The sequence below is a fragment of the Zhenhengia yiwuensis genome, from assembly GCF_014384995.1.
GTDB lineage: Bacteria > Bacillota > Clostridia > Lachnospirales > Cellulosilyticaceae > Zhenhengia > Zhenhengia yiwuensis.
Window position 1 is genome coordinate 1 of the sequence record NZ_JACRSY010000078.1, and the last position, 3862, is coordinate 3862.

Annotated in this window: 1 protein-coding gene and 2 pseudogenes; all 3 read right to left on the minus strand. The window is 37.3% G+C overall.

All coding sequences use genetic code 11. The features are described 5' to 3' along the window. A pseudogene (locus tag H8718_RS19725) lies at positions 1–1040 on the minus strand (hypothetical protein); the annotation flags it as partial. A gap of 14 nt (positions 1041–1054) precedes the next feature. After that, a complete protein-coding gene (locus H8718_RS19730) occupies positions 1055–1660 on the minus strand; it encodes a putative phage tail protein (protein WP_249334760.1) in 606 nt (201 codons plus the stop codon). Between the two features lie 3 nt (positions 1661–1663). After that, a pseudogene (locus H8718_RS19735) lies at positions 1664–3862 on the minus strand (hypothetical protein); the annotation flags it as partial.

The window sequence follows — 3862 nt, forward strand, 5'->3', positions numbered from 1 at the left end:
TCCCATGAAACCTTATAAATTTCATTGCCACTAGTATTAGAATAGATACGTAATATATTACTGTTCATCAATCTACCAGATACAGGACAATATCGCTCCTGACTATATAAATTAATCATGGTCTTTGATGGATTTACTGCACTAATTGCATAATCTTTTAAATACGTTCTGTCTACATAGTCAGCTTGATCCAGTTCTATAAAGCCACGTTGTACACTTTTAACCACACTACCACCTCCTCCTAAACTTTCCCATGCACCCCAAGTAGTTGCATTTATACCTCGTCTATACAATGGAGTTCTTGTATCTAACCATGCAATCTGCATAGGATAACCACCACTAGAATCATTCCACGGAGTATGCGTTTCTAAATAACAATGTGCACTACCTGTTCCTGTAATACCAATGGCCGCTGTAGTCTTAAACTCAGCAATAGTACTCATTGGCTTATTTTGCATATACCATTCTGGTGTATATTGTATATTTCGGGTATCAGAAGCCTGAATACCTCCAGTAACGATGCTAGATGGCCTAAAGACGTATTGATTGCCCACGACACCATCTGGCGAACCCCATATAAATACTGGATTAACATGACGTTCTGACCAGTTAAACCTATTACCACCAACGCTATCTGCATTCCCACCATTAGCAGGTAAGCTATTTGGAAAATCAGAAATTTGTGATTTTGTATGAGTATGTGAAGTATTAGCTTTTGCATTTAACTTAGTATTAATTTCTGTTTCTGTGTAATATCTATCATCATGAGTATGTGATGCTGGGGCCGCCCCAATATTACCTGGTGTTACATCTTGCCAAGTATTATCACACCTTAAAAACTTTTTATTGTTTGCTGTTTGCGTGGCAGGAACATGATTTCCATGAGAAGCATTGGCTTTGTTATTTTTCAAATCATTGATTTGATTCGCATTACTTTTCATCGTTGTATCTATAGTATCCATATTCTGATTGATAATAGCGATATCAACTGCATCTGTACCATCCGGTTTCTTTAATCCATAATTGGTAGTATTTTTCATTCTATTACTCCTTTCTATATGACCTTTACCTTATCCCATGTATGTATGGATAAAGCTGACCACGTATAGGCTTTTAAATTATTCCAGTAGTTATAGGTATATTCAAAAGTAAATGCTAAGTGTGCAGGTTTAACCTCTTCTATGGAGCTTGTTAAATCCTTCATATTAGCAGGCACTCCCTTTACGCCTACGAACTTGACCACAAATCTATACTCATTAGGGTATTCTATTACTTCTACCTCTCCATTTGAAAAGGCACTGGCTATGTTTATAATGAGTTGTTTCGTTGTTGTCCCAGAACCCCTAATCTTGGCCTTAATACGTTCTCTTCTGAACGAATAGTTTTTTTCTATCTCAATAGGCAAATCAAATATTTTTTCCCATCTGGATAGCCCCCAAGTGGCTGTCTCAATAAACATCTGATTAAATAAATCTTGTTTAAAGGCTATAGCTTCAGCTAAGTTCTTCCCTAAAATCTCTTGAAGGACTTTCATTTGCTCTATCTCATGCCAATAGGTCGGTAAATATTTCATTAAGTCCACTTCTATGATTTCATCACGCATACTTTCTTGAGATGATCCATAGGAGGCTTCTCCATATAAGTTTTTGCTATAACTCATTGATTACACCCCCTTTAAATCATTCCAAGTAAGTCCTTTTTTAGGTAATGCTCCAACATCTGCAGCCGTAGGTTTATTCTTTGGTGAATACACCCTCGCCCCTTGGTCGTATAAGGCCCCAGACCTATTGGTAAATTTTGCTCTAACTTCTACTTCTACTGAGTTTGTATTACTTCTTACTGGGAATACTCTATTAGCACTATCCGTAAAGTCCGTTAATTTAACCTCTACTGTCGTGGCAATCCCATAATCACTTTCGATTTGATACTGTGCGCCTCCTCCTCTTAACCATACTACTAACCCTGATGTACAATAAGATAATCCAGCTACCATCGTTGTATACGATTCATCAAACATCGTAACAACGTAAGAACTTCCACTATTGCCACCCCAATAAGTGTCACCATTCCAAAGTATACCTAATGTTAAACCACCTCTATGTGTAGCAGTATTCCAAGAATCAGGTGCTGTCCAATTATACCCTCTTGATATACTTAAATGACAAGCTCCAAATGCTGCACCACCCAAACGTATAATAACAGGATAATATTTATTGGCTTCCCCTGCTACAGTAAACCTTGTATAATGACTGGCCCTTAATTTTTTTGTAGCATATGAACCATCATGATTATGAGAACTAGGTGGAAATGTTGATGGCTTCCCAGTAACACCAGTCCAAGGTACAGCCTCTGCTTTATCAACTGAACCATTGCCATTTTTATCATAGACAGCCTTCGTCATATCACCATATCCAGCAGCGCCTAAGTCCTCTTTTGATACAAACTTAGCGTTAGCTTCAGATTCTGTATAGTACCTACTATCATGATCATGTTCTAGTGCTGCAGCCCCAATATTACCTGGTGTTACATCTTGCCAAGTATTATCACACCTTAAAAACTTTTTATTGTTAGCTGTTTGCGTGGCAGGAACATGATTACCATGTGAAGCATTTGCCTTTCCATTCCATGTAGCCTTTTCTGTATCTGTTACATGCCTTGTATTGGCATCACTAGGATGTACATATCTGTTAGCATTAACCTCTATACCAGATAGCTTACTTTTTTCTGCTGTTGTATAATCTTCGGTACTTAATCCTTTTCCAGTTACCTTATCAACCTTATTTGAGACTGTATTCCACAAGGTTCTTTCAGCTGCTGTTATGTGTTTAACCGCATCACTTATATGCGTAAAGGCACTATTCCAGTTATTAATGAGCACTTGTGTAAGCGTATCGATAAGACTCTTATTACTATGAGTATGCTTTTTACTATTCATATCATCTAGATTAGTCTTATCCTCTTTGGCCATAAGCCCATCAACTTGACTTGTTGCTTTAGGAATAGCGTTAGCACTTACAGCAATCCACTTAGTACCATTAAATCTATAGGTATAGTCTGTATCATTAACATTAACTGTCCAACCATCTTGTGGCTCTGGGTAAGTGGTTGCAATGTCTGCAAAGGTAGCCACAGATTCTTTCCAATCTATGTTCATTTCCATAGCAGCTAATTTATTATCGATTTCATTACGTGTGTACTTGTCATTCCAGTTAGCTCTTTCTGCTGGGGTTAAATGCCTTATTGTATCTTGATTATGGGTATTAAACTCCGTTTTCGAGGCTTGTTGTATATTATCCAGATTTCCTAAACCAACTTGATCCTTAGTGACCTGGTGTGGATTGCTTAAATCTTCCTTATGTAAAATAAACTCCGCTTTAGAAGCTTGTTGTATATCTTCTACATTGCCTAGTCCCACCTGATGTTTAGTCACAGCATGAGGATTATCCTTTGCACTTTTATGACTCAGTAGCTCTTGCTGTGTTAAGCCTAAATTCTGATTAGTGGCTTCTAGATTTTCGTTTGTCATTTGTAGATTTTGATTGGTGACCTCTAAATCCTTTTGAAAGGCCCTACTGTTCCAGCTTTCTCTTTCCTTACCTGTAATATGCCTTACTTTATCCTCCTCATGACTAGCCAGTTTATTCTTCACATTTTCTATGAAATTTTCTAAGTAGTAAGCTGCACCTTGTAATTGATTAATGTCTTCAGCTTCTACCGTGTCTCCATAAGTCTCATAAGTAATATATAAAACCTCAGATTGACTAAAGACTTTAAGATAGGTCTTCCAAACCTCTTCTTTTTTATCTAAAGTATAGGCTAATACACGCTCCCCCTCTTTGTTAGGCAAGGTGTAAATTTCTAT